The sequence below is a fragment of the Candidatus Babeliales bacterium genome (assembly GCA_041660205.1).
Lineage (GTDB): Bacteria > Babelota > Babeliae > Babelales > Chromulinivoraceae > JACPFN01.
The window spans coordinates 13,215-36,747 of record JBAZWT010000001.1; the positions used below are offsets into that span (position 1 = coordinate 13,215).

At 36.5% G+C, this 23,533-nt stretch carries 26 protein-coding genes; 12 read left to right on the plus strand and 14 right to left on the minus strand.

The genetic code is table 11. The features are described from left to right. The first annotated feature begins 166 nt into the window (after positions 1–166). The 3 genes from WC747_00070 (at position 167) to ybeY (ending at position 1,892) form a co-directional block, all read left to right on the plus strand. Positions 167–910: a hypothetical protein gene (locus tag WC747_00070; GenBank protein MFA5998403.1), complete on the plus strand. Its 744-nt coding sequence runs from the start codon at positions 167–169 to the stop codon at positions 908–910. A 143-nt stretch (positions 911–1,053) separates the two neighbouring features. Then, the gene (locus WC747_00075) at positions 1,054–1,437 is read left to right on the plus strand and encodes a hypothetical protein (protein MFA5998404.1); all 384 of its coding nucleotides are present in this window, start codon (positions 1,054–1,056) and stop codon (positions 1,435–1,437) included. A 5-nt stretch (positions 1,438–1,442) separates the two neighbouring features. Beyond that, positions 1,443–1,892: an rRNA maturation RNase YbeY gene (ybeY, locus tag WC747_00080; GenBank protein ID MFA5998405.1), complete on the plus strand. Its 450-nt coding sequence runs from the start codon at positions 1,443–1,445 to the stop codon at positions 1,890–1,892. Positions 1,893–1,894: 2 nt separating this feature from the next. Here the strand turns inward: ybeY and WC747_00085 are convergent, their stop codons facing one another. Further along, positions 1,895–3,244 (minus strand): hypothetical protein, encoded by a 1,350-nt coding sequence (locus WC747_00085; protein ID MFA5998406.1) that lies wholly within the window; start codon positions 3,242–3,244, stop codon positions 1,895–1,897. 194 nt (positions 3,245–3,438) lie between these two features. Between WC747_00085 and WC747_00090 the strand changes: the two genes are divergently transcribed. Beyond that, positions 3,439–4,521 carry a hypothetical protein gene (locus tag WC747_00090; GenBank protein ID MFA5998407.1) on the plus strand — a complete coding sequence of 361 codons (1,083 nt, stop codon included), beginning with the start codon at positions 3,439–3,441 and terminating at the stop codon, positions 4,519–4,521. Between the two features lie 198 nt (positions 4,522–4,719). Here WC747_00090 and WC747_00095 read toward each other — a convergent pair whose 3' ends face one another. From WC747_00095 to WC747_00105, 3 genes are read right to left on the minus strand one after another with little or no spacing between them, the layout of a single operon-like run. Beyond that, entirely contained in the window at positions 4,720–5,415 is a 696-nt protein-coding gene (locus WC747_00095) for an ATP-binding cassette domain-containing protein (GenBank protein MFA5998408.1), read from the minus strand. Continuing rightward, positions 5,402–6,061, minus strand: coding sequence for an amino acid ABC transporter permease (locus WC747_00100; protein MFA5998409.1), 660 nt, complete (start codon positions 6,059–6,061; stop codon positions 5,402–5,404). The genes WC747_00095 and WC747_00100 overlap by 14 nt, the downstream gene beginning before the upstream one ends. Next, positions 6,058–6,840, minus strand: a complete 783-nt coding sequence (locus tag WC747_00105; GenBank protein ID MFA5998410.1) for an ABC transporter substrate-binding protein — start codon at positions 6,838–6,840, stop codon at positions 6,058–6,060. The genes WC747_00100 and WC747_00105 overlap by 4 nt, the downstream gene beginning before the upstream one ends. A 107-nt stretch (positions 6,841–6,947) precedes the next feature. Here WC747_00105 and WC747_00110 point away from each other — a divergent pair, with 107 nt between their 5' ends. Next, complete coding sequence (locus tag WC747_00110) at positions 6,948–7,400, plus strand: hypothetical protein (GenBank protein ID MFA5998411.1); 453 nt, start codon at positions 6,948–6,950, stop codon at positions 7,398–7,400. Between the two features lie 57 nt (positions 7,401–7,457). After that, complete coding sequence (locus WC747_00115; GenBank protein ID MFA5998412.1) at positions 7,458–7,892, plus strand: hypothetical protein; 435 nt, start codon at positions 7,458–7,460, stop codon at positions 7,890–7,892. Positions 7,893–8,091: 199 nt separating this feature from the next. Here the strand turns inward: WC747_00115 and WC747_00120 are convergent, their stop codons facing one another. The 4 genes from WC747_00120 to WC747_00135 form a co-directional block, all read right to left on the minus strand. Then, complete coding sequence (locus tag WC747_00120; protein ID MFA5998413.1) at positions 8,092–9,705, minus strand: DUF87 domain-containing protein; 1,614 nt, start codon at positions 9,703–9,705, stop codon at positions 8,092–8,094. After that, the gene (locus WC747_00125; protein MFA5998414.1) at positions 9,702–9,947 is read right to left on the minus strand and encodes a hypothetical protein; all 246 of its coding nucleotides are present in this window, start codon (positions 9,945–9,947) and stop codon (positions 9,702–9,704) included. Before WC747_00125 ends, WC747_00120 begins: the two co-directional genes overlap by 4 nt. Positions 9,948–9,949: 2 nt before the next feature. After that, complete coding sequence (atpD, locus tag WC747_00130) at positions 9,950–11,389, minus strand: F0F1 ATP synthase subunit beta (protein MFA5998415.1); 1,440 nt, start codon at positions 11,387–11,389, stop codon at positions 9,950–9,952. Between the two features lie 158 nt (positions 11,390–11,547). Then, the gene (locus WC747_00135) at positions 11,548–11,808 is read right to left on the minus strand and encodes a hypothetical protein (GenBank protein ID MFA5998416.1); all 261 of its coding nucleotides are present in this window, start codon (positions 11,806–11,808) and stop codon (positions 11,548–11,550) included. Between the two features lie 190 nt (positions 11,809–11,998). Between WC747_00135 and WC747_00140 the strand changes: the two genes are divergently transcribed. The 4 genes from WC747_00140 (at position 11,999) to WC747_00155 (ending at position 16,143) form a co-directional block, all read left to right on the plus strand. After that, positions 11,999–12,985, plus strand: coding sequence for a hypothetical protein (locus tag WC747_00140; protein ID MFA5998417.1), 987 nt, complete (start codon positions 11,999–12,001; stop codon positions 12,983–12,985). A 37-nt stretch (positions 12,986–13,022) separates the two neighbouring features. After that, positions 13,023–13,964, plus strand: coding sequence for a hypothetical protein (locus WC747_00145; GenBank protein ID MFA5998418.1), 942 nt, complete (start codon positions 13,023–13,025; stop codon positions 13,962–13,964). A gap of 475 nt (positions 13,965–14,439) precedes the next feature. Beyond that, entirely contained in the window at positions 14,440–14,907 is a 468-nt protein-coding gene (locus WC747_00150) for a hypothetical protein (GenBank protein ID MFA5998419.1), read from the plus strand. A gap of 306 nt (positions 14,908–15,213) precedes the next feature. Next, complete coding sequence (locus WC747_00155) at positions 15,214–16,143, plus strand: hypothetical protein (GenBank protein MFA5998420.1); 930 nt, start codon at positions 15,214–15,216, stop codon at positions 16,141–16,143. A gap of 46 nt (positions 16,144–16,189) precedes the next feature. On the opposite strand, the gene WC747_00160 is transcribed toward WC747_00155, so the two are convergent. Together WC747_00160 and lon are read right to left on the minus strand one after the other, a co-directional pair. After that, on the minus strand, positions 16,190–16,603 hold the full coding sequence (locus WC747_00160; protein MFA5998421.1) for a hypothetical protein: 414 nt from the start codon (positions 16,601–16,603) through the stop codon (positions 16,190–16,192). Between the two features lie 175 nt (positions 16,604–16,778). Continuing rightward, positions 16,779–19,127, minus strand: a complete 2,349-nt coding sequence (gene lon / locus WC747_00165) for an endopeptidase La (GenBank protein MFA5998422.1) — start codon at positions 19,125–19,127, stop codon at positions 16,779–16,781. Positions 19,128–19,416: 289 nt separating this feature from the next. Between lon and WC747_00170 the strand changes: the two genes are divergently transcribed. Beyond that, positions 19,417–20,010 (plus strand): ATP-binding cassette domain-containing protein, encoded by a 594-nt coding sequence (locus WC747_00170; GenBank protein ID MFA5998423.1) that lies wholly within the window; start codon positions 19,417–19,419, stop codon positions 20,008–20,010. Positions 20,011–20,032: 22 nt separating this feature from the next. Here WC747_00170 and WC747_00175 read toward each other — a convergent pair whose 3' ends face one another. From WC747_00175 to WC747_00190, 4 genes are read right to left on the minus strand one after another with little or no spacing between them, the layout of a single operon-like run. Continuing rightward, positions 20,033–20,260: a hypothetical protein gene (locus WC747_00175; protein ID MFA5998424.1), complete on the minus strand. Its 228-nt coding sequence runs from the start codon at positions 20,258–20,260 to the stop codon at positions 20,033–20,035. Between the two features lie 25 nt (positions 20,261–20,285). Next, a complete protein-coding gene (locus WC747_00180) occupies positions 20,286–20,567 on the minus strand; it encodes a hypothetical protein (GenBank protein ID MFA5998425.1) in 282 nt (93 codons plus the stop codon). 31 nt (positions 20,568–20,598) lie between these two features. Continuing rightward, positions 20,599–20,955 (minus strand): hypothetical protein, encoded by a 357-nt coding sequence (locus WC747_00185; GenBank protein ID MFA5998426.1) that lies wholly within the window; start codon positions 20,953–20,955, stop codon positions 20,599–20,601. A gap of 50 nt (positions 20,956–21,005) precedes the next feature. Continuing rightward, a complete protein-coding gene (locus tag WC747_00190; protein MFA5998427.1) occupies positions 21,006–21,782 on the minus strand; it encodes a hypothetical protein in 777 nt (258 codons plus the stop codon). 125 nt (positions 21,783–21,907) lie between these two features. On the opposite strand from WC747_00190, the gene murJ reads away from it, so the two are divergent. Then, the gene (gene murJ / locus WC747_00195; GenBank protein MFA5998428.1) at positions 21,908–23,482 is read left to right on the plus strand and encodes a murein biosynthesis integral membrane protein MurJ; all 1,575 of its coding nucleotides are present in this window, start codon (positions 21,908–21,910) and stop codon (positions 23,480–23,482) included. Positions 23,483–23,533 lie beyond the last annotated feature (51 nt).

Consider the following 23,533-nt stretch of genomic DNA (forward strand, 5'->3'; position numbering starts at 1 on the left):
CGTCACAGCCGAAAGGAACCTCAACAAGCAGAAAAACTTTTCTAACCAACGCACACTATCAAAAAAATAAATACCATTAAAAAGGACCCGGCTTCGCTTCCTGTCTTCGCTTTTAGCTACGTCAGGCTTTGTCAGCTATGCCGAGGTTTGAAAAAAAAGGATTATAATGACAAAAAACACACTATTTCTTACTGCTCTTTTTGCTTTCTCATCTATTGTGAACGCTAACGACTTACAAGTTGCACAATCTGCAAAAATATTCACTTTCCAGTATTCCGTGCAACCAAAAAATAATGACTTTACCGACTGGAACAATGCAAACGCTTCACTTATTGAGCTAGCAAATAGAGTGCAAACTAAAAGCACTGGCACTACTTTTTATCAAAGCGTTCTTATTTTTATCAAAGAAATGCAAGAGGCGATTGCAGCTGGGCTTAACTTGTTTGGCTCAATATCAACAAGCCAAGAAAGCTTTTCTGAAATCATTCAAGATATTACGCAAGCAGCAATCGAAGACAATGTTAAAGATTCTGCTATAACAGATCTAGGCAACACTAAATCTACCGACGAAGAAGCTGTAACGACAGAAGAAACTGTAAGCGCAGACGTTGTAACAACTGATGCTGTAGCAACTGAAGTTGTAGTTGAAGAAGTTCTAGTTGAAGAAATTCTTGTTGAAGAAGTGCAAGCTATTCCTTCAATCACTGTTTCACTTTCACTTTTAGCAACTGACGAGTCTGAGCAAGCAACATGGACAGCCGCAAAAGAAATGTTAGAAGCTTTTTCTCAGCAAGCAACAGCTGGTGATTTGAGCCCCGAAGATTTTGTAGGAAAATTAACTGCAATATTTGAATTCATAGACCAATCACCAATACGTGGTTCACTACAAATTTCTTCAAAACCAGCGTAATTAACTGCCTTAAAAAATTAAAGACGTTTTTAACCGCTCGATGTAAAAATTGGGCGGTTTTTTGTTGTGCGAATTTGACAGAACCCCAGAACCATTTAAAATTGAACGTATCTGTTTTTACCCCTAAAAAAAGTATGTATTTCATGAATAAAAAATTTATTTTTGCCTTAGTTCTAACGTGCGCGTCCGTAGTGCTTCCTAAAAAAGATACGGCTCGCCAAAAAATTCAACTCACTTTTGTTTCGCAGCAAAAAAGAATGTCGCAAGACTTTGTTTCTCAAAAAAACTTTGAACGCTGCTTTGAAATATTAAACGATTTCGCATCAATTCAAAAACAAAGAAAATTAACACTTGAAGAAATGGTAACTGCTATGCATGCGCTTATGTTTTTATACCTCAGCGATAATGACGATTACAGCAAACAAATCGAAGTCTTTTTCTCTCAAGACACAAAGCTTGTTCTGCCTTACTCACAAGAGTTACTCATTGCTCTGTGTAGTAAAAATGAACAACCCGACAGCTTATAGACTGTATGATAACCATAAAAAACACCCAAAGAAAAATCGAATTTCCTGTAAAAACGTACCATGAAAAAGCTCAAAAAATTTTGAACTACCTTGGATACGATGATTTTGATTTAGGAATTTTACTTACGACCGATAAAACGATTCAAAAATATAATCGCGAGTATCGAAGTAAAGATAAACCAACTGATGTACTGTCATTTCCTTACCACGATACTTTAAAAGCGGGTAAAAAAATAAAAGTTACCTGTGACGAAGATAAAAATTTGGGAGACATTATTATTTCAGTTTCCTATGTTTTTGAAAATGAAAAGAACCTTGAAGGTGACTTTAATTCCCGCATGGATCGCATGCTCGTTCATGCCATTTGTCATTTACTCGGGCATGATCATATTGAAGATGCTGACTTTAAAAAAATGATAACACTCGAAAACAAACTTTTAAAAGTTATCGCGTAAGCTTACTTCAAAAATTCATATGTTTTATACATGCTACTGACCACGCCATGCTTTTGAGCGTATGTTAAATCAAATGAAAGTAGCGCGGCAATATCTTCTTGAAACAAAACCAATTCCTGGCTGCACAAGCAATACATGTACGATTTTAATTTCAAAATTAAAACATGCAGCTTACCATCATCGCAAAATGATTTTTGCTGACCAGGAGCAATGTTATTTAAAAGTCTATCGATAGATCGAACCATGTTTTTCATAGGCTTGTAGCGAGAATGATGTCGAACGAAACGATCGTAAATGGCATCGCCGCCACGATAACCACCATACGTTAACATAAACGCAGGAGCTATCGCTGCTAAATAAAAGTTAATTTGCTGACTTCTCAGTATCGATTCTGCAACTGGAACAAATTGATTAATAAAAGTTCGTATGTTTTCTCCGCCTTTATTGAACGTCTCAGGAACAGTATCCACATCCTTGGCTATACCTAACCATTGTGAAAATCTATTGTGAGTAATGTCATTCTCACATTTTTTAAATTCAAGAATTGATCCAAGTTCTTCAATTTTTGTATTTTTATTATCGACTAAAATTTCTTTTAATCCTTTAATCGGACCCGTTAAACAGGTTTGAGAAAAATTATCAACAGCCTCTTGACCCTTTGCTGTCCATCCAGGAATCTGATCTTTATAGGACTGATAAATTATCAATGCTGCTACAGCAGCAGTTGCGACGCATGCATAAGTAACCTGATGCTGCACAAAATGATGCGGCTTTTGGTGAGGCTTTATAATTTTTTCAAATTTTTCCATTTCATTATTCATGCTACCTGTAAAATACTGCGAGTCTTGAATTAACTGTTGCTGGGCAACGGTATTAAAACCACCGCATGTAACATGAAAATATTCATACAAAGGTGCAGTACTTTTTTCGAGAAACTCTTGTTGAGAAGTTCCATCAATTTTGGAAAGTTCATGCTGACCATGCAGCGCAATGCCAAGCAGTATAGCAACCTGATTTTCTACATCGGTCAACAGCGCAATGCGTTTGCGAAGTAATTTTACATACGAATTTTTATAGAGCCAGTACGTCGGAATTTTTCTAGTCCATGGAAGCGACTGCTGAAATAGCTCTTGTTGCCAGTACTCTTTAGCTTGCACGACAACTTCCAAAAACGACTCTGATCTTTGCACTGTACTTTGAAAAATTTTGGTATACACACAGGCAAGATCTTCTGTTGCAACATTTTGCACAGACTGTAACTCTTCTTGAAAATTTCCGTATGCAAACTGTGAACAAGCAAATAAAAATACAAAATATTTTTTCATGTTTATAAAACCCCAATGTAAAATCACACATACCCCTAACGCAATCTTTACCACTTCCACATATCACTATACAGCATTACATCATAAAAAAAACTGCCCCCGCCGCACTTAAGATATCGGCACGCACCAAAACTACCAAACTCTTGACCCGTCAAAATAATCTTTGTTACTGTTCATGCAAGATATTTTAAATATTTTAACCACTCAAAAAAGGATATAAAGTGAAAAAAAGTATATTCATCTGTCTTTGCTTAACTGGTCAGGTCATGATGACAATACCTGAAGGAGACGGATACGTAGAGCCTATAAAAGTTAAGAAAGAAACTCCACTTCAAAGAGAAAACAGAGAGGCTCGAGAAAAAGCTGCACAAAACAGACAAAAAGCTTTAGATGCAGAAGATTTGCTTAAACGTACGGCAGCAGTAGAACGATCTACAAAACAACAACCTACTGCGCGTTCAGGAGAAAAATCTAGTGCAAAAAAAACTACAACAGCTACCGCAAAACCCTCGATGACACAATCAGAAGGTATCCATCTTGATCTTGCTTCCCCAGAACGAAGTAGCAAAGAAGAAAAATCAAAGAAAACAGTTAACGCAGAACCTAATAGTGTTTCAGTAAGTGATTTTGTTCAAGCTCCACATCTACCTGATAGAAAACTCGGTGGAACTAGAAGCCCTTTTGAGAATGAAATAAGAAATGGCGAAATAGAAAAAGCAAAAGAGCTATGGGAGCAGTCAAAAAAATCAAATGTAACGACTGAAGAGTTTGTTGCGCATCTAAAAGAAACTTATAATAATACAAAAGCTGTAGTTGACTTATATCCTAAAAGAAAATTAAGTGATGAACAAGCTCGTAAAGCTTTTGAAAGTGACTTAGAAAAAATTAGTCCTCATCTCTACAAGGTATTTCGAGATTCTTTTACTATGGAAAACAAATATGCGGCCAAACCGCAAGCTCGCACCGACAAAGATTATTTTGACTGGGTTGAGAAAAACCCTAGACATCTAACCATTCCAGATGCACGCAACCATGAAACTCCTCTTGAAACAGCAATTCGAGAAGATAGCCCCGAAATGGCAAAAAAGATTTTTGAAGTAGCAGATAAAAATAATATCAAACCTATCGATCTTGCAGAACCTCTGATCAATAATTTCAAAAAAATACTTAACCCTAAATCTGGCGCTCGAGATGAAAAAGCTGCTAATATTTACGCTAAAAAAGTTATTGATGCTCTTGAACCTGCTAACGCAGAAGCCTTAGATCAATTCCTAATTTCATATGCGAAATTAATGGGAGCATAAGATAAAAAGCATAAAAACTCCTAAGCAAAAGAAAAACCCTTCAACTTAGAAAAGCTGAAGGGTTAGGGGGTGAATGATACTTAAAGTATCATTCGATTAGGGACGTTTTTCATGTCAAGAGATTAACAAGCTGCCACAGCGAAGTCAAGCAATAATTCGCTACAGATCTTTCGATCGCATGAAAATCGCTACGCGCTGCTATTTTCCCTGTACAAAGTTTTTTATATTTATAAAAGATTCAGAATCTTCTTGCAACGTTTTGCTTGTTGCAGATTCAACAATTTTTCCATCACGCATCAAATAAATCGTGCAAGAAAGAGCTTCAAGAAGTCCAATATCATGCGTTGCAATAATAATCGCCATTTGTTGCGCTGCAAGCTCTGTAATAATTTTTGCAACGTCACTGGTGAGCTGAGGATCAAGTGCCGAAGTCGGCTCATCCAAGCATAAAACTTCTGGATTTAGACACAGTGCACGCGCGAGCGCAACACGTTGCTTTTGACCACCCGAGAGCGCAACAGGATAGCTCTCAGCTTTTGATAAAACATCAAACCTGCTTAACAGAAGACGCGCAATAGTTTGTGCTTCTTGCTCTGTTTTTAGCGCAACTTTTGTCAGAGGTACCGTTAAATTTTGCAAAACTGTCATGTGAGCAAACAGATTAAAATCTTGAAACACCATACCAACTTTTTTAAAATCAATGGGCGAACTGTCAAGCTCGATAGAACCTGAATCAATAGTTTCTAAATTGCTGAGCACGCGCAGTATTGTTGATTTGCCAACTCCTGATTGTCCCAATAAAACAACTATCTCTCCTGGCGCTGCGGAAAACGAAACGTCATCTAAAATTTTTTTACCGTGAAATTTTTTTACAATATTTTTAACGATGAGCATATTTGTTCAACTTTTTATCAAGTGATGAAACTAATAAACTAACTACTGAGGTAAGAACTAAATAAATTAAACCAATCGTAACGTACACTGTTGGCGCATCAAATGTCTGACTGATGATCATGTTGCCTTGCTGTGTCAATTCATACACACCGATGGTTGAAGCTAAACTAGAATCTTTCACCAGCGTGACAAATTCGTTGCCAAGCGCAGGAAGAACGTTGCGCAGTGCTTGTGGTAAGACAATGAGAAAAACTGTCTGTCTGCGTGTAAAACCAAGCACTTTTGCAGCCTCGATTTGTCCTTTACTCACCGATTTAATTCCTGATAAAACAATTTGACTTACGTATGCTCCACTGTTGAGTCCAATTGAAAGAATTGCAGAATAAAATGCAGAGATAGGAAATCCTGCATACTTTAATAAAAAATATGTAGCAGTGATTTGAATCAACATTGGTGTGCCGCGAATGATTGTCACGTAGGTCATGACCAAGAAACGAAGGATGCGAGATTTTCCTGCCAAAATAATTCCTGCAACGCCACCCAAAAATGTTCCGATCAAACAGCTCAAAAAAGCTATCAACAACGTAAGCTGCACGCCTGAGACAAATAAATGTCCATATTCTTTTATAAATTCTATATCAATCATGAAAGTTTCCATTTTTCTTTTAAGCTGTCCAATGTTCCATCATCACGAATGCTATCGAGTGCTTGATTAATACGATCAGCAAGTTTTTCATTGTGTTTTGCAACTACAAAGCCGTAGTCATCACCCGTACCAACCAGTGGTGTTAATCTGTATTGATGTGCGTCAGTTACTTTTTGCAAAAATGCTTGTGCAGAGCTTTGCGCAGTCACCCAAACATCAACGCTTCCACTTCTTAAAGCCATCAATGCTGCTGCTGGTGTTGCAAGTCGAACTAAGTTTTTTGAACTCATGCCTTCTTGTTTTGACATATAGGTATCTGCAACAAATCCAGTATTTACAACTACCTGTTTATCTTTTAAATCTTGTACGCTGTTAAACAAACCGCATGACGCTTTGCTAACAATGACCAATGGATCGCCAGACAAATAATTTTTTGAAAATAAAACCGTTTTTTTTCGACGATCAGTTGGACTCATTGCAGATGCAATCACATCAAGATCCCCTGAAAAAAGGCTAAAAACAAGTGAGCTAAACGGCATGCCAACTATGTTAACTGTTTTACCCATGCGCGCTGCAACCTCTTGAATTAAATCGATATCGAATCCAACAATGTTGTTTGTGCCAGCTTGCATAAATGTGTAGGGATCATAGTCATATGACGTTCCAACAACCAAGACTGAATCGTCTTTTGTTTTTGAAAATGACCGATTTACAAATTTTATAGTGTAAAAAACGGCCACGAAAGAAAAAAGTATTATAATAATTTTTGATATCTTCATAAAATTGATTCTAGCAGCAATATTATTTTTGAAAAATATTTGTTTTCAAAAATGAAAAGGCTTATTCTTAAATAAATTTTTTACTTTTATGAAACTTTGAGGTCTTTATGAAATTATTTCGTCTACTCGTTGTTTCTTCTTTATTGTGTTCATCGCTGCTCGTACACGCATCAAATTTTATTTTTGAAATATGCTCGTCTAGAACACCACAAGGGCAAGCGCACTATCGAACCATATTTGTACAAACAGCAAACAATAAAAAAATCCCTTGCAGCGCCGATCAAAATATCAAATACTTTTTTGAGCAATGTCGCCATCAAGGCGATTGCAAAGGCGAGCAGCTCACGCTTGTTTTTGATAACTACGAAATCAAAGAAGGAACAGAAGCTGCAAATAAAAGATTTAATGAATATAAAACAAATGTTAAAGAGGCATTCGTACAAGAATCGCACCATCGCTCAGATCAAACTTCTCCAACACGCGCGCACGCAGAATTTGATTCTATAACAAACAGTTTCTCTAGGGCTCTAGCAATGTTTATCTGGTATGGAGACTACTAAATTTTTAATGCTTATTCTTAAATAAATTTTTTATTTTTATAAAACTTTAAGGTCTTTATGAAATTATTTCATCTATTCATTGCAGTATCTTTATTTTGTTCATCATTATTTATAAACGCATCTTATCGAAAAGAAGATCCTCGTTATCGAACTATCTTTGTACAAACAGCAATCAACAAAAAAACTCCTTGCTCAGCAAATCAAAATATCGCAACATTTTTTGAGCAGTGTCGCCGTCAAGGTGATTGCAAAGGAGAGATTCTCACACTTCTTTTTGATAACTACGAAATCAAAGAAGGAACAGACGCGGCAAACAAACGATTTAATGAATATAAAACAACTGTTAAAGAAGCGTTTGTACAAGAAGTACATCATCGCTCAGAACAAGCTTCTCCAACGCGTGCACAATTCGATGTCGCTACAAGTCAGAGAGATTTTTTAACTGGAGCTTTGGCAGGAGCTATAGCAACTCTTATTTATTTATTTCATTAGACCTCTTCTGAAACCCTCTCCCGCTCTCTACCATACCGCGATTAATTCGCGGTATCCACAAAGAAGAAGGCATGGATTACGTGAATAAATCACGTAATGGTAGGCGTGAAAGCGAATTTAAATTACGTAAGCAAACCAGCCCTTCGGTAGAAGTGTTGGAAAATTTTAGTTTCAGAAGAAGTCTATTAAATAAATAAATTTAAAATATTTCGTCGATCACTTGCTGCACAGGACGAGCCATCAAAGGATCTTGCATCGCTTCGTAAAATATTTCATCATACGTTCTGGTTTCAATAACCATAGGCATCGTAATTGCATGCCCGATAAGCAGTGCTTGTTTTTTTGTATCGAGTGAACCTAAAATTGCTCGCAACGTAAGGGCATTTGGCGCACCCATTAAAACTGCCTGCACATCTTTTTCATCGCTGAGCTGTGCAACAATTTTAGTTCCAATTTGAGATAACACCTCTGCGTCAATGCCAGAAGGTCGTTGGTCGATAACGAGAAGCGTAACGTAATATTTTCGCATCTCGCGAGCAATGGTGCCAAAAATAGTTTGGCTTGCAGCAATTGGATTTAAAAACTTATGAGCTTCTTCGATAACAATCATAAGCTGCTCAGGCTCATCTTCAGATTTTTGCGTTCCTAAATATTTTTCTGTTTTGAGAACATATTCGCTGTGAATTCTACGCGTAATAATATTTGCCAACAATAAATAACAAAATGTTGAAGTGAAGTTACCAAATTCAATAACCACATGAATTCCTTTTTGAAGGTATTCAAGAAGTCGATCAATAACCGACTCGCGATGTGGTAATTTTTTTACAAAGAATGGCAGTTGCTCAATGCGCTTTAATTTTCTGTACAATGCGGCAATGGATTCTGGATGCGCACCAATTTGCTCTGCAAATACTTTTGCGTCATGACCTTGTTCTAAAAGTGCAGCCAACCACTGACCTTTGTATTTATTATGAATCAAATGCGCAGCTTCAAATGCCGTACTGTGCAAATTTAGCTCAGACTGAAGTGATAAAATATCATTAACACAGACATCTTCATATGAAAGCTGAATGACAACGTCCGGACTAGCGCCACGACGCATGGTTGCCGCAGGGTCTAGAGAAAAAATAGCGACCTTAGATGGAAATAAAGATTTTAAACCTTTTACAAATTTTGCATTCGATTCTTGACGAGCCTGGAGCCCATATTCATTATGCATATCAAAAATCAAGGTCGTTGCAGCTTGTCTTTTAATCAGTCCAGCAAGGAGCAAACGTGTTAAAAAAGTTTTACCTGTTCCGCTTTTTCCAAAAACTCCACTGCTTCGCTCTGCTAATTTTGCAAGATCGATACACACCGGAGTGGTCATATCAAGAGGTGTTCCCATATTAAAATATTTTTTAACCCGATCAGACTCGCAGCCAAAAATTGCAGCTACATCTCGCTCTGTTGCTTCGTACACTGTTGCAAAATGTTGCGGAACCGTTTTAACAGGCAGCGCTCGCCCTTCTTTGTTTAAAACAATCATAGGTTTAACTTGAGCCGTTGCATAAATACTATTTTTTTTAAGAAACTCTTTTAAAAAATGTTCTCCATCACTTGGCGGATAGAGCAAAATATCAGGATGAGTAACTTGCAACGTGAGGTTAGTGATCATGGAAAAGAATGTGTACTGATTACCAGCAATGGCAACAAATTTTCCCGCCTTAACTTCTTCAATATTTGCCTCACGCGCAACGCGCATGACAAATCCATCAGTCAGCGATCCTTCGATGATGTAACCCATAGGTTGCTTGCTTAAAGATGTTTTCATAAATCCATTGGCAGTAAAATTTTGACGTCAGTTCGAGAAACATGCGCAACGCCTTGCACAATCATAAGTGACATTGAAGCACCACTTTTTGTTTGATACAAAAGTTCATAACCACTGGAAAGCTCGACAAGCATAGGGCTGTGGCCTTCTTGCACCACCATGTTGCCAGCGGGAGTATTTAACTCTATCCAGTCAATATCATACTCAGTTGTTTTTTGCGTGGTAATTATTTGTAACTTCATACTTATAAACTTTTTGCCTTAGCGTACACTTCTTCAAGAGTACCGACCATATAAAACGCTTGCTCTGGAATAGCATCACACTCACCGCTCAGTATTTTTTCAAAATCTTGAATGGTTTGAGCAAGTGGTACATATTTTCCCGGCATACCTGTTGTAAATTCTGCTGTAAACATCGGTTGCGTTAAGAATTTTTGAATGCGTTTTGCACGGCGAACAATTACTTTATCTTTGTCTGAAAGTTCATCTAAACCAAGAACGGCAATGATATCTTGCAATTCTTTATACCTTTGTAAAATCGATTCTACTTGGCGAGCGATCATGTAATGTTTTTCACCGACCACATGTGGTGATAAACCTTTTGATGTTGACGCAAGTGGATCAACTGCTGGATACAGACCAAGTTCTACAAGCTTACGCGACAAAACAGTATTTGAATCAAGGTGCATAAAAGTTGTAGCAGGAGCAGGATCGGTAATATCATCAGCTGGCACGTACACTGCTTGCACTGAAGTGATAGATCCATTTATCGTGTTAGCAATACGTTCTTGAAAAACACCCATCTCAGAAGCAAGCGTTGGTTGATAACCAACCGCAGATGGAATTCGCTCAAGAAGTGATGAAATTTCAGCACCCGCTTGTACAAATCTAAAAATATTATCAATAAATAAAAGTACGTCTTTTTTTTCAACGTCTCTAAAATATTCTGCCATGGTAAGTCCAGTCATGCCCACGCGCAACCTGGCACCAGGCAATTCTCCCATCTGAGCAAACACAAGAGCTGTTTTATCTAAAACTCCTGATTTTTGCATCTCAATCCAGAGTTCATTACCTTCACGGCTCCGTTCTCCAATTCCTGTAAAAACAGAAACTCCATGATGTTCTTTTGCTATATTTCGAATCAATTCTGTTACTAAAACAGTTTTTCCAACACCAGCACCACCAAAGAGTCCAATTTTGGAACCTTTGACATATGGACACATCAAGTCAATTACTTTAATGCCGGTTTCTTGAATTTCATTTTCAATTTTTTGCTGAATGAATGCAGGCGCTTCGCGGTGAATTGACCAACGCTCTGAACTTTTCACAGCTTCTAAGCCATCAATAGTATCACCAAGCACATTAAACATTCTACCAAGCACTTCCATTCCAACTGGAACAGTTATTGGCGACTTTGTGTCATGCACTGCAAGACTTCTGCTGATACCTTGAATATTTTCAATCGCGATACAACGAACGATGTCATCACCAAGCTGCAACGAAACTTCTAGTCGAGCTCGATGCTCTTTTTTTCCTGACTGAGCAGGAATATCGATATAAAGTTCTGAATTAATTTTTGGAGTTTTTCCCTGAGGAAATTGCACATCGATTACAGTTCCTGTAATTTTTACAATTTTTCCCGCAGACTCTGCAATATATTTTTTATCTGATGCCTGATGTAACATCGTAATTCCCTTGGTTTTTTGGTCGAGGCAAATAATCCTTTAAATAAAGGTAAAATGAAAGCAGCTTTTTGTAAAGTTTTATCAACCTAATAACTTTTTTGATTCGTTTTTACGCTGATTCTTTTTCCATAAAATGCGTTTCATCTACAAAAGGAACGTCATGCTTTATAAGACTTTGAACACGATCGCAAATAAGCCTTTTCCCGTTTTTTTGCCTCTTCAACAACATCTTTAGAATACTTTGATTGCAATAACTCATCCAACCCGCTTGGGCTTGATCTAAATAACTTTTCTACTTTTCTACGAAACATATTGCAAGCAACCACCTGCTTCTCAAATGGTACATTTTCTGACGACACAAGAGACACTGCGCTCATCACAGTAAAACAAATTACAGCCATGTAATTCATACGTTTCATATTTTCCCTTTCTACAAAAATAATAATTTTCATGTTAATTGATAAGCACAAAAAATCAATGCCATCTATCAAACGTTTGCTAAATCTATTGCTTTTTGAAAAAAAATAATCTAACTTTACTCGCATCTTAAAAACTTTGACATAAAACTTGGTAATTTTGTATCGATTTGATCAATAAAAAGGAAAAGTCATGGTAACAAAAAAATTCATTTCTTTAAGTCTACTTCTTGTAACACCTACATCATTTATGCAATGTTCAGTTCCAAGTTCAGCTCCAAAAAATACCACTGGCATTACCATAGAACGCAATTCAAAAAGCATAGTCGCAGCGACTGCACCTCAAGCAATTGCGTCAACCACAGCGACGGCACCTAAAGCAATTGCGTCAAGCACTAGCTCGCATGAATCACCGAATTCTGATTCAGAATATAATATCATACCATCAGACTCTGCAACAATTATTGGCCAACCTTATCCAACAGTAACAATAGATCCTACAACTCAAAACAAATCTTTTAAAGTTGGAAAAACTGCTATAGACGGAAATCACAAAGGTATCAGAGAAACATCCCTGGATTATGTATTACGATTAGCAAGAGATGGACAACTCACAGAAGCGCTCACTGAGCCAATTCGAAAACAACAAAAAACTCGTGAAAGATTTAACGAAGGAATCATAGACGCAGATGACGATTTAACAAAAATTGCTACTGCGCAATCTATAGAATTAAAAAACTTTTCAGCTCAACAAGCTGCAGCTGCAACGACATTCTTCAATACCAAAAAAGCCGCTACGACTACTTTCTTAGCTCGACAAAGAGCAGCGTCACACAAAGCAACATCAAGCGTTGATACCGTTTTGCAAATTGTTCTCTCTATGCCTGATGCAAAAGGAAGCCTGAGCGATGTCTGCATACGAGAAGAACTTGCTAAATTACAAGCAGTACAGCGACAAAAAGAAGAAGCTTTAAAATTACAACAAAGCACAGCTAAAACATTACTTCAGCAATTAACAGAAACGCTTACGAGCCTGTCGCAACAGCAAGAAGATGAATATCTAGCTCAAATCGTTAAAATTCGTGAATTGCGAGAATTACTACATAGCTCACATCCAGCTCCAAAAACCATTGATTCACTCAGCCCGCGACCAGCAGCAGAAGTAAAAACTAAAAAATAATATTTTTATAAAAATAAACTTATGAAACAATAAACCTATGAAAATAAAAACAGTCTATATTTTTATCAGCTTGATTGGTCTTCAAATTGAAATTCAAGCTCCCCCAAAAAAATTTAAGGGTAATCGTGCAATAGTTTCTGGAGCGTCAGCTCTCTATATGAAAAATGAAGTATGTACACCTGTTTCAGCTGCTTTAGAATTGCCAGAAAATACTTTAACAAGGCAAGGTTCTACAAGTCTTGTAATTCAGGAACAACCAGAAGAGCAGCAAGAGCCAATTCCTATGGATTCTCTTGAAGATGTTGCATCACAAAATGATGCATTGCAAGAAGTTACAGCATTGCCTTTAGACGCTTATAAATCTTCTGCGAAGTTTGCATCCTTGAAAGATGTAGCAGGAACTCCACCGCTTACTATATTAGAGATACAAGCTCGTGATGATTTAAAAAATCTACAAACTGAATGGGATATAGCTGAGGAAGAAGAACCAACTGAAAATAAAAGTTGGTCAGAAATTCTTGCAAAAATACCTGAATCCGCTTGGAGAAAATATGTGGCCGACAACTATCGCATCGAACGCTTACTTCGCGAAGTAGCAGCAGTCCAAACATATAAAATCCTTTCTAATAAAGCTAAAAGCGGTTCACTTGTAACATTTATTAGCCGACTAAACCATTACAAAAATGGAGAAGGTGATACTTGGGTTAACGAAGCAGCACGCCAAGCTATAGATGATGACCAAGAAGAGGAATTAAAAAATATTCTCATCCCTGAAATTAAACCGTCATCAGCCCTAACAGGAGCAACTCGCGGTATGGTCTTAGAATATCTAGGACTTTGTGGAAAAACTAAACAAGAAGCTCATGATCAGTACGTTAAACGCCTAGAAAATATTATCCATTCATTAGATGAACATCAACCGTCCGAAGCTACAAAAAATAACAATGCTAATGACGATGATGATGATGACTGTCAGTAAATTTTCCTAAACATATTTTTGAATTACCATAAAGACGATTTATAGAGACGATTTTAAATAGAGACGATTTTAAAAAGATCGTCTCTATTATTTATTTTTACCAATTTATTTTTACCCGAATTCGATATTAAAAAACATCCATCAATGCGCTTATTGTATAGTATTTCAATCTCATTTAAACCAATAAGCATCCACCCCTCGTTTTCCTCCCAGCCGTCGCCTTTGGCTATAGCGGGCATGGCTGGCTTGCCGCGTCCAGCGAAGCCTTGTGCGAAGCTTGAAGCTAGAGAATCCAGTTTTTTAAAATGGATTTGATCAATTTTATTTTAAAAAAGATTCATAAACAGAAAATGATTTTATAAAAACATTTCAAGCTTTTCTATTGCCAAAGATCGTTCTCATGATACAATCAGAAAGTTTTCAACAAAGACAATTGTATTTATTTTTATAAAAAACTTAACAAAATAGGCAAAATATGAAATTTAAAATTTTTACATTATTAACTGTCTTTTCTTTTGTAGCTTTTGCTGAAGAGTTAAAAAATGTAAAGGATAGTGTAACTTTTGTTTCATCTGAAACTTTTGACAATGAAAAACAAGCATTATTGAATCAAGAGCAAAAAGAACAATTATCTTGCATGATGAGTTTATTTTTATCAGACGAACAAGAATCTTTAACTATTTCAGAAATTGAAGCTAGAAAGCGTGGAGCGTTTTTATTAACAGGAGTTATTGTATATCAAACTTCTCGAGTTGTTGGTCATGTTGGTGTATGGGTATCTGCTGGAGCAATGATTGTTGGGGGGACCGTTACAGGTGGCCCTGCTGGCGGAGGCGCTGCATATCTTGCTGCATTAACCATGGTTGGACCTGCATCAGCGGCGGTTGAAACTGGTTCTCTTGCCCTTGGCACAATAGCATCATTTATTCCTGGTCTTCCTTAATTCAAAGGGTATAAATGAAAAATGTAAGCTTTTTCCATTTATGGCTTAAAAGATCACCTGCTTTGCTTCTTATAATTTTTGTTTGTGCTTTGTCGCAAATAGTTAAATATATTCTTACATATCACTTAAACTCTTATGAAAACACTTTAATTTTTAAGTGCTTTCAGTTACTTTTTTTCTACCCATCGATAAATGGTTTTTTACCTTTGTTGGGTTTGATACTTATAGTGTGCGCTTTCTCCATGCTTGTTTTTATTGAATATTCTTATATCACGCCTCGCTCCATGGAATCAAAGAAATGATTTTATGAAATCATTGATACGACATATAAATTTAAGTGTGATATTAATTCTTTCATGTTCATCTGTTCTATATGGATGGATGGCAACATTAAAAGTTATGCAACATTCTAATGGTCACATTGTTCGTTTGGCTGGAGATGTACACTTAGAAGCATTTGCTCAACATAAAAATTTTAGGCAAGCCACAGAGCAAGAATTAATGTTTTTGATGAACATAGAAGAGCCATTAAGTGTTTTTTTGAATAAAGAATCTTACAAAAATGAATGTTTTGTAGTAGAAAAAATTGTCTTTGATCTGTTGCAAGTTGCAGATTTTTTTCCAAATTTATTAACGCAATGTGGAATGGTTGCTGTTCCCTTGATAACAAGATTGAATGTTTTAGCACATCAACAAATAGATTGTCTCATTAAGGCAAGAATTGCTTGTATTAATAAATGTACGTTATCTCCTAAAATAGAAATTATTCCTTATGACGTTCGAAGCAAATATCAGGAATTGAGCAAAATGAGTTTTTATTTTAATCAACAAGAACATGATGTTTTTTGTGAAAATTTGGTAAAATATCAAAGTTTTTTAAAAAAAGATTTAATGCTTTTTGTTGATCCAGCAAATAAGTATGATCAAATTTTTAATGATTTTATTATAACTAAAGGAAATTTATTGTTAAAAAAAATAAATAATCCTTTAGAGTTAGAAAATTTTTTTATATATGCTTTTGCGAATTTAGGTTATTTGCGATTTGTTGCACACAATTCACACAAAAATATTACTTTATATCTAGGCATAATTCATTGTCATGCTATTGCTCAAGATTTGGAAAAAGTTGGATATAAAATTATTTTTGAAAAAGGGGAGTATCAAGAAGAACCCTTTTCTAAAAATATAATTCCCGGAGCTTGCTCTAAGCAAGATTATCAAAATTTTTTTCATTAAATAATGGATGTATTAATTGATATTTTTCAACTTCGAATTCGAAGTTTTATTTTATTACATATCCCAACTTTGGACCACGCTCATACTTATCATGCGCTTGTTTAAAATGTGTATAAGATTGCTTACAATAATGGCGCACATCATACTCTGAAAGTTTTGATTTACCCTGTTGCGTGGTCATATGCTTTTGACAACTGCGCACAAACTGTTTCTTTTTCACCAAATCATCCCCAACTAAAATGTTGCCGAGCAAAGAAGTTTGTATCAACGGATCAAGCGATATCAAGCAAGGATTTTTTGCCCCTATCTTTTTAGATGATCCGCTCAAATGCTGGCAATGTTGTTCTAGCACGTTCATCAAATACCATCGAAAATTATAGATCTGCTCTGATGGCTGTATAAAACTGGCCGCACAAAGACCAATAATTGCACTCAAAGCTATTTTTTTTAGAATTTCCATTTTCTTACCCCTTCGTCATTTTGACGAATCCGCCATAGCCATAGGCGACGGCTGGACCATTTGCATTCATTTTGACAGACTAGGGTAGATCAAATCAAGAGTTTTTGGCTTTAATACAACAAAAAGCCCCGAGATTTTCGGGGCTTTTTAACTCTCTAAAAATACAATCTACAGTTTACTTAACCAGTGGCATTAACACATGCTCAAGCACTTCATCGGCATGACGTACCCAAATAATGTTCATGTCTTCGATAATATCTTTGATGCTATTCCAATCATTTTTATTATCTTCTGGCAAAATAACCGTTCTTAAGTTATTTCGTTTTGCAGCAAGTACTTTTTCTTTCACGCCACCAATTGGCATCACTTCACCACGTAAATTCAGCTCACCAGTCATTGCAAAAGAAGCATTGACTGCACGGCCCGTAAAGGTCGAAAGCATTGATGAAAGAAGTGTAATACCCGCAGAAGGACCATCTTTTGGCACAGCTCCAGCTGGTACGTGGATATGCAAATCATACGTTGTGAATTTTGCTTGATCAATGTTAAACTGCGCAGCATGTACTCGAGCATAGCTTAAGGCTGCTTGCGCTGACTCTTTCATCACTTCGCCCAAATGACCAGTCAGGATTAATTTTCCTGTTCCTGGCATAAGAACTGATTCGATTTTTAACACATCACCACCAAATGATGTCCATGCCAGACCGTTAGTCATTCCAACCATATGAGTTTTACTATCAATTTTATCTGCTGGATACTTTTTCGGGCCCAAGAATTTTTCTAAGTTTTTCTTAGTAATCGTAATGACTTCTTCTTTTTCTACAAAGGCACGTGCTGCTTTTGCGCACAATTTTTTAATGATCTGAGCAAGATGTCGAACGCCAGCTTCTCTGGTGTACTCATAAATCACGGTATCAAGCACCGATCTACCAATCTGTAAAGAATTCTCTTTCAGTCCAGTTTCCTGCATAGCCTGTTTAATCAAATATTTTTTAGCGATTTGCTGTTTTTCTTCAATGGTATATCCAGAAAGCTGAATTAATTCCATACGATCCATAAGCGGTCCAGATATCGCATTCGGGTCATTGCACGTTAAAATAAACATCACATTAGAAAGATCGAACGGAATCCCTACATAGTTGTCATAAAACTCTTTGTTTTGATTTGGATCTAACACCTCAAGAAGAGCTGCTGATGGATCTCCTTTGAAGTCAGCGCCGATTTTATCGATTTCATCAATTAAAATCACAGGGTTCATAGAGCCTGCTTTTTTTAAAGCCTGAATAATTCTTCCCGGCATAGCTCCTACATAAGTTCTTCTGTGGCCACGAATTTCAGATTCGTCTTTAACGCCACCGAGTGAAATCCTTTGAAAATTTCTACCCATAGTTTTTGCTATCGATTTACCTAAAGAAGTTTTTCCAGCTCCTGGAGGACCAGCAAAACAAATAATTGGGCTTGCTCCATCAGATTTTAAATTCCTAACTGCAATAAAATCTAAGATGCGATCTTTAACGTCTTCAAGTCCATAATGATCTTCGTCTAAAACACTTTTTGCATTTTGAATGTTTAAATTATCTTTAGTGTGCACGCCCCAAGGCATGGATAATAAAAGCTCGATATGATTGCGCGTTATAGTTGCTTCCATTGATTCAGGAGAAACACGTTCTAATTTATCAATGTGCTTTTCGATTTCTTTTTTCATAGCGTCTGGGATGTTTTTAGCGTTTAATGCGGCTTTCATCTCTTCCATCTCATCAACTATATCTTCGCCTAACTCTTTTTTAATCGCTTTGAGTTGCTCACGAAGATAATACTCATGCTGATTTTTATTTATTGAATCACGCGTATGAGTTCTGATACGCTCTTGTACCTCAACAATTGAAATTTCTTTTGAAAGCTCTGCATACACGCCTTGGAGTAAATCATCAATGCTTGTGCATTCAAGCAGTAGCTGCGATTCATGACTTTTTACCTCAATATGAGACAGAACAAATTCAGCTATTTTTTCTGGATCATGCATTTTTGACAAGATTGCATAAAAATCAGGAGTTATTGTATTGCTCGTGATTGAAAGCTGTTCAGAAATGTCTTTGATGTTTTTAATAAGCGCACGGGTTGATTCAGTCACTTCATTGTTAAATGGCAACTCTTCAATTTCTGCAAGTAACATGTCATCTCGAATAGTTAGGTCTTTAACCATTACCCGTTGAATACCTTGGACGAGCACTTTAATGCCATCGTTGGGTACATTAATGACCCGCATGATTGTTGCAACAGTTCCAATCGAGTATAAATTATCAGTGTCAATTTCTTGTCCCTCTTCTCCGGACTGCCGAGCAGACAGTAAAAGAACGTACTTTTCTGTTTCAACCGCTTGCTTAATACCATTCATAATTCTGTCATCTAAAACTAAAAGTGGCATAATCATATTTGGAAAAACAGTGACGTTAATTGTTGGCACTACCGGAATAATTTTTGGAACAGCTTCTAAAGAATGATCTTGTGCGAGATTGATTTCCATAACTTTCCCCCTTCAAGGTTTTGGCTCTTCCTCCCAATTTATTTCCTTGCAGTCTAAGCAAAGAACAAAGATCAAAACAAGAGCCTTCCTATTTTTACACCCAAAAGAGAATGTCAGTCTTTTTTTTCTTGAAAAAAACTTACCCAACACTTATGCTTAAATTTCAAAATAGTAAACATTACAACAGCACTCACAGAGGGTTTTCGTCATAAAAGCTCAAATTTTTTCAATTCAAAATCTTTCCAAAACCTTCATTCAGGCAAGCATACCCGTCCAAATCTTTGACGATATTTCTTACAACTTTGACCCGAACCTATCATATGCGCTCATGGGCTGTTCGGGAACTGGAAAATCGACGCTTTTACACATGATGGCAGGCATAGACCACCCATCCCATGGAACTATTGCCCTAGGCGACCTTACTATTTCTTCTCTATCATTCCACCAAAAAATAGAATTTTTACAAAAATCAGTAAGCATCGTCCTCCAGCAGCCATACTTGATAAGTGAGCTGACCGTTTTAGAGAATGTGATGCTCAAAGAAATCATTTCAAGCGGCGTCACGTCAGAAAGCAAAGATCGAGCACTGCAGCTTTTAACAGAAATCGGACTTGAAGGTAAAGCTAACTGCCTTCCAAGCACACTGTCTGGCGGGCAACAACAACGAGTGGCAATTTTGCGAGCTATTTTCCACGTGCCACAATTTTTACTGGCTGATGAACCTACGGGAAATTTAGACGAAGCATCAGGAGACCGTATCATCAACCTGCTACTGCACTATAAAAAAAAATATGCCATGGGCCTAATCATTAGTACCCATGACATAAAAATTGCACAACGATGTGATGTTATTTTAAAAATAGAGCATCAAAAACTATTTTGACCTTGATCTCTTCATCATATGTTTATTTTTTACTATCGACCTTCTTTATGTGAGCAAACACCGTGCAATATGTTCCGTCAGAAAATTCTAGTCTGATATCTCCATTAGAAAGAGTCGTTTTTCGCGGAGCTTCCTCTGTCAACTTTTTATCTGCCTGACTTACAACACTAGAATTTTTATCTGATGCTTGAGAACTATTAAGGACATCACTCATCATAAGTAACGCAAATCCTACATATATTCTTTTCATTACACGACCTTTTCTTAAAAAATAACTATTTTAACATTGGAGGATGATCAACACACTTACCATTGGGATATTTAGTTTGAGATGACCCATCTGAATACAGAGTCAAAATAAGTCCACCGTTAAGAGTCCGCGTACTGATCACTTCTTTACGATCTAAAGCAACAGGATCAATAAATTTTTTAGGCTTACCAGGCACTAAACTTTCAGACTTATCAGACACTAAGTTTTTAGGCTTATCAGACGCTAAGCAAGGCTGAGCCACAAAGCCTACAGCGAATAATATTAAAAAAAACATACATTTTTTCATCCTTAACCCTTCATTACTACATGGAAAAAAATTAATTAAATTGCCCCGAGTAAACAGTAGCTGTTGTGCCACGAGGAGACATAATCATGCTTGATCCATCTTCATATGTAGTCACAACACGATTGTCAGAAAGTATCTCTTCCGAAATTATTGGATTGGTAACAAATCCACCGCTACGCATCTGAAATATGCAAAGTCCACTTGTACAATAAAATAAAATACGTCCATCAGGAAGCTCCTTCCTGCAACATACACGTGTACCTAATTTTTCTATATCCTTTTTGGCATATGCATTAAGCCCTTTAGCCATCGTATCGCTAGGTGTTTGCGAAGGCTTAACTATGTCGCTCATCATAAACAACATCACGCCTAAAAATATTCTCTTCACCTGGTCCCTTTCAATAAATCCCTAAAATATTAAACCCTAATCTTATTTACTTAGTAGCGTCGACGCCTTTGCGCATTGATGCTTTCTTGTTGCAATGCATGAGTTCTCATAATTTGTAGCTCGTCAACATATTCTTTTTGACTTTGTAACATACGCTTAAATTTCTCTAAATGTATAGCCATATCTCGTAACATTGAACAAATCACTGCACTTTCTTCATTGTCAGCAAAAGACTTAATAAAATTTAAATGTTTTTGTATTTTACTGTGACATGCAACATATGGGTACATTGTTGTAAACACAAACGTATTTCTGCAATGTTGTAAAATATCCTGATCACTTAGTTTGTTGCCAGCTCTCAATAACTCTGCGTATAAAGTAAAAATTGAAACTATTTGAATGTGCTGGTAAGCAATTTTTTGAGAAGCCGTCCAATTCCAAGGACATAACCACGAATTATAAGAATTTGAAATTGATTCTTCTAAAGATAAAACATCTTCTCTGGTAGCTTCAGTTGAAAAGTTTAAAAGTTTTTCATCAGTAACATCGTTTATAAAATCATCACTAGTATGCTTTTTTAAGCCTTGATAGTACTCGCAGACCTGTGCGTCATAGACATTATGCCAGCTTACATCGTATGCTACTTTAGTAGCTAAAATCAATCCCACAACTGCAGCAATCACTTCGCCCTTGATTTGATCATTTCTAAAAATACTGAATTGAACTCCGCCAGCATTGAAGTCAGTGCCATAGCCAAAATTAACAGCCCGGATGTCATGCATAAATCCCATAACAAAAGCAATTAATAAAAAATGTTTTTTTTGCATAAACTTTTTCCTTAAATTATTAATAAAAATGGCTAAGACAAACATAATTCTATCGAGAATAGCCTTTTTAGTAAAACAAATTATACTCAATATTCATACTTACTTATTTTAGGGGTTAATGCAATATGTCACGTTCTATTTTAAAACAAAGTTCTAAAATTGGCTTCTTTGCACTCATCAGCCGATGCATAGCTTTCATACGTGAAATTCTTTTAATTCGTTTTTTAAGCGTTGGCGATTCCTCTGATATTTTCTACACAGCTTTTCGCATACCAAACACCATGCGTAAAATTTTTGCTGAAGGATCTCTTTCTTCGGTCCTTGTTCCAGCTATGATTAATTCAGAGCATAAAGGCGGCAAAGATAGTCTTAACAGACTCACAACTCTTTCTTTTATCATCATCGAATCAATCATGTTTGCCATCTGTCTTGTGGTGTTTTTTCACTCGTCATGGTTTATTAAATGTATCGCTCCTGGATTTACTGAAGAAAAAATCGCACAGTGCTCTGGCCTGCTCAAAATTTTAATTTCATTTATTTTATGTATGTCTTCAGGGGCTATTTTTGCATCAGCTCTTCAATCACAACGTAAGTTTTTCATGCCGGCTATCGCCCCATCACTTTCAAACGTGTTGTACGTCGCAGCTCTTGTAATTTGTTTGTTCTTCAAACTTTCAATCGCAGCATTTTGTTATTGCATGATCGCATCTTCGTTCCTATTTTTTTTATTACACATTGCTGCATATGTGTATGAAGGATTTTATTTCCAAAGAGCACATCGCAGCACATGGCATGAATTTAAAATAATTTTAGTGCAATTTTTACCATGCTTTTTTAGCGTTGGAATTTTAGAAATTAATCATTTCATCAACACAGGGTTTGCTTCGTATCTTCCAGGCGGATCGCTTACACTGCTTCGATATGCTTATCAATTCGTCAATATTCCGATCGGCATTATTACTGCATCACTGGTCACCGTACTTTTGCCTCATTTTTCAAAGTTGCACTTAGAGGAACCAACGCAGCTTGCTTCACAGCTTTTCGAATCAATAAAATTCGTTATCTGGTCAACTATGCCCATCTGTTTTTTATTAGGTTTTTTTTCAGAAACAATTTTTCAAACATTATTTATTGGTGACGCTGCCGCTACGAGCAAAGTTCTGATTGCTCAGTCAATTTTTATCGCATACCTTATTGGTCTTCTCTTTTTCTCGCTCAACAAAGTTTTCTTAACTATTTTTTATGCTTTGCAGCTTACGCACATTCCCGTGATTTCAACGTTTATATCAATCAGTATCAATATTGCACTCAATCAACTTTTAATGAAACATTATGGAGCTGCAGGAATCGCCTTTTCATCTTCGGTTGCAGCCATTGCGCAGACAATATTTTTCATGTTTTTTTTACATGTGTATCTAAAGCTTCAATGGCCAAAATCAGAAAGCTTAACGTTTTTAATGCGCTGCCTAGCGCAGCTCACTTTGTGCTGTAGTATCTTTTGGACTTCATACCGAAGCCTTTACTTCATAATCGAACGCATGAGCTTTACATTAAATCTCTATTTTATTTACGTAGATCAAACATTTTTCTTAGACCAGATCGGATCATGGGCCTGGACGGGACCACTATCGCTTCTGTTTTTAGGCTTGATGTATATCACGAGAAAAAGCTTTGGAATCAAATTAACTTACTTTGATTAGATCGACGAGATTTCAAAGTTACGCGACACTTTCAGAGCATAACTTTATTTT

Excerpts from the sequence above, each read along its gene's own strand:
- WC747_00070 (MFA5998403.1), top strand. The coding sequence starts at position 167 with ATGACAAAAAACACACTATTTCTTACTGCTCTTTTTGCTTTCTCATCT.
- WC747_00075 (MFA5998404.1), top strand. The coding sequence starts at position 1,054 with ATGAATAAAAAATTTATTTTTGCCTTAGTTCTAACGTGCGCGTCCGTA.
- ybeY (MFA5998405.1), top strand. The coding sequence starts at position 1,443 with ATGATAACCATAAAAAACACCCAAAGAAAAATCGAATTTCCTGTAAAA.
- WC747_00095 (MFA5998408.1), bottom strand. The coding sequence starts at position 5,415 with ATGCTCATCGTTAAAAATATTGTAAAAAAATTTCACGGTAAAAAAATT.
- WC747_00100 (MFA5998409.1), bottom strand. The coding sequence starts at position 6,061 with ATGATTGATATAGAATTTATAAAAGAATATGGACATTTATTTGTCTCA.
- WC747_00105 (MFA5998410.1), bottom strand. The coding sequence starts at position 6,840 with ATGAAGATATCAAAAATTATTATAATACTTTTTTCTTTCGTGGCCGTT.
- WC747_00110 (MFA5998411.1), top strand. The coding sequence starts at position 6,948 with ATGAAATTATTTCGTCTACTCGTTGTTTCTTCTTTATTGTGTTCATCG.
- WC747_00115 (MFA5998412.1), top strand. The coding sequence starts at position 7,458 with ATGAAATTATTTCATCTATTCATTGCAGTATCTTTATTTTGTTCATCA.
- WC747_00120 (MFA5998413.1), bottom strand. The coding sequence starts at position 9,705 with ATGAAAACATCTTTAAGCAAGCAACCTATGGGTTACATCATCGAAGGA.
- WC747_00125 (MFA5998414.1), bottom strand. The coding sequence starts at position 9,947 with ATGAAGTTACAAATAATTACCACGCAAAAAACAACTGAGTATGATATT.
- atpD (MFA5998415.1), bottom strand. The coding sequence starts at position 11,389 with ATGTTACATCAGGCATCAGATAAAAAATATATTGCAGAGTCTGCGGGA.
- WC747_00135 (MFA5998416.1), bottom strand. The coding sequence starts at position 11,808 with ATGAAACGTATGAATTACATGGCTGTAATTTGTTTTACTGTGATGAGC.
- WC747_00140 (MFA5998417.1), top strand. The coding sequence starts at position 11,999 with ATGGTAACAAAAAAATTCATTTCTTTAAGTCTACTTCTTGTAACACCT.
- WC747_00145 (MFA5998418.1), top strand. The coding sequence starts at position 13,023 with ATGAAAATAAAAACAGTCTATATTTTTATCAGCTTGATTGGTCTTCAA.
- WC747_00150 (MFA5998419.1), top strand. The coding sequence starts at position 14,440 with ATGAAATTTAAAATTTTTACATTATTAACTGTCTTTTCTTTTGTAGCT.
- WC747_00155 (MFA5998420.1), top strand. The coding sequence starts at position 15,214 with ATGAAATCATTGATACGACATATAAATTTAAGTGTGATATTAATTCTT.
- WC747_00160 (MFA5998421.1), bottom strand. The coding sequence starts at position 16,603 with ATGGAAATTCTAAAAAAAATAGCTTTGAGTGCAATTATTGGTCTTTGT.
- lon (MFA5998422.1), bottom strand. The coding sequence starts at position 19,127 with ATGGAAATCAATCTCGCACAAGATCATTCTTTAGAAGCTGTTCCAAAA.
- WC747_00175 (MFA5998424.1), bottom strand. The coding sequence starts at position 20,260 with ATGAAAAGAATATATGTAGGATTTGCGTTACTTATGATGAGTGATGTC.
- WC747_00180 (MFA5998425.1), bottom strand. The coding sequence starts at position 20,567 with ATGAAAAAATGTATGTTTTTTTTAATATTATTCGCTGTAGGCTTTGTG.
- WC747_00190 (MFA5998427.1), bottom strand. The coding sequence starts at position 21,782 with ATGCAAAAAAAACATTTTTTATTAATTGCTTTTGTTATGGGATTTATG.
- murJ (MFA5998428.1), top strand. The coding sequence starts at position 21,908 with ATGTCACGTTCTATTTTAAAACAAAGTTCTAAAATTGGCTTCTTTGCA.